The sequence below is a fragment of the Zooshikella harenae genome (assembly GCF_018837975.1).
GTDB lineage: Bacteria > Pseudomonadota > Gammaproteobacteria > Pseudomonadales > Zooshikellaceae > Zooshikella > Zooshikella harenae.
On record NZ_JAGSOY010000250.1, the window covers coordinates 1 to 1,279 of the forward strand.

Annotated in this window: 3 protein-coding genes; all 3 read left to right on the forward strand. The window is 31.2% G+C overall.

The features are described 5' to 3' along the window. The first annotated feature begins 115 nt into the window (after positions 1-115). The 3 genes from KCG35_RS25375 to KCG35_RS25385 are packed head-to-tail and all read left to right on the forward strand — an operon-like array spanning position 116 to position 1,268. Positions 116-724: a hypothetical protein gene (locus tag KCG35_RS25375; RefSeq protein ID WP_215822638.1), complete on the forward strand. Its 609-nt coding sequence runs from the start codon at positions 116-118 to the stop codon at positions 722-724. Further along, the gene (locus KCG35_RS25380) at positions 718-945 is read left to right on the forward strand and encodes a hypothetical protein (RefSeq protein ID WP_215822639.1); all 228 of its coding nucleotides are present in this window, start codon (positions 718-720) and stop codon (positions 943-945) included. The genes KCG35_RS25375 and KCG35_RS25380 overlap by 7 nt, the downstream gene beginning before the upstream one ends. Next, positions 942-1,268, forward strand: a complete 327-nt coding sequence (locus KCG35_RS25385; RefSeq protein ID WP_215822640.1) for a hypothetical protein — start codon at positions 942-944, stop codon at positions 1,266-1,268. Before KCG35_RS25380 ends, KCG35_RS25385 begins: the two co-directional genes overlap by 4 nt. Positions 1,269-1,279 lie beyond the last annotated feature (11 nt).

A 1,279-nucleotide genomic window follows, 5' to 3' on the forward strand; every position in this document is an offset into this window, starting at 1 on the left:
GCTGCAACCAGTACACTATAGGTATACCCTAAATGAACCATCTGTGGTTTGCTAAGCTTTTAGTAATGCATGTTTAGAAGCGTGGATTGAATTAGTTATATAAGGGCTGAAGGATATGGCTAAAAAGAAAAAGACAGCACAAAAGTTACTTTATTATCGTCGTGCACGTTGGAATAATCAACAATCTGAGACTTTAAGTAGTATCATAATAAATTCACACTCTATTTTAACAACGGTTGATGATAGAACTTTTAAAAATGCAAATAATTCAAAAGTTAAATGTGCTGATTATACGGAAAAAAATAACGAAGTATACTTGCGCCTTTCTGTATTTACACCGAATCAACAGGCATTAACCATTGAGAAAGATGGTAATAAAAGCTCTTCTAAAATCGATGAGCATCCTGCACCAGAAGGTAGTGATTTTGTTAATGGGGATGCATTTGTATATATACAAGGAAATCATGTAATACTATGTACATCTAATACACATCAGTCAGTTATCGAGAATTATATTAAAAAGATACTTTCTTCAACGGATCAAACAAGTATTGCACAATCAATTTGTCTAGATAAAGTAGCCAGTTCAAAAAAAATGGAGATTCTTGATAAAGAAGGAATAAAAAAAATCGACATTAAGTCGTCACTATATTTAGCAAGTTGTGAAAATATTAAGCAAAAAAACATACAAAAGACCCTGATTTCGGTAAGCAAGGAATGTTAAAGCTTCATGATGTAGCAAGTACAGCGATTAATAATGAGTTACATTCTGATAGCTTTAAAATAATTACAAAGAAAGGGACTGTAATATCAACTGATGAAATTAGAGTAAAAGGTAAATCAGAAATAGTTTATTTAGGAGATTCTTTAGAAAAAAATAGCGCTTGGAGTGCTCTAAAAACATACTATTTAGAACTGTTTGATTCCGGAGTTTTAGAGGAATGAAAAATAATTTTAACTTCATAGCAATAATTAGATTCTTCTTAATAATTATCATAAGCTTATTAGGGTCTGTTTACGGACAACCTTTAATACATAAAACCCCTGAAGCACTGAATGTTATTGTCACTATGTTTTCAATTCTTTCTGGGTTTTTAGTTGCAATAATAACACTTATTGGTGATGAAAAGGTACTGCCTTCTGGTGGTTATAGAGCTGTTATTTTGGGTCAAGGAAATACTAGAAAAAGGCTGAGAAAACAGCAATTTTTATTTTATATATATTTAAGGTTGTGCCTCAAAAGTATGTCCAAAGACTGGATTGTATGATTTTTACTCAA

What these genes read in the sequence shown, in the direction of transcription:
- KCG35_RS25385 (WP_215822640.1), top strand. Translation starts at nt 942, where the DNA reads ATGAAAAATAATTTTAACTTCATAGCAATAATTAGATTCTTCTTAATA.
- KCG35_RS25380 (WP_215822639.1), top strand. Translation starts at nt 718, where the DNA reads ATGTTAAAGCTTCATGATGTAGCAAGTACAGCGATTAATAATGAGTTA.
- KCG35_RS25375 (WP_215822638.1), top strand. Translation starts at nt 116, where the DNA reads ATGGCTAAAAAGAAAAAGACAGCACAAAAGTTACTTTATTATCGTCGT.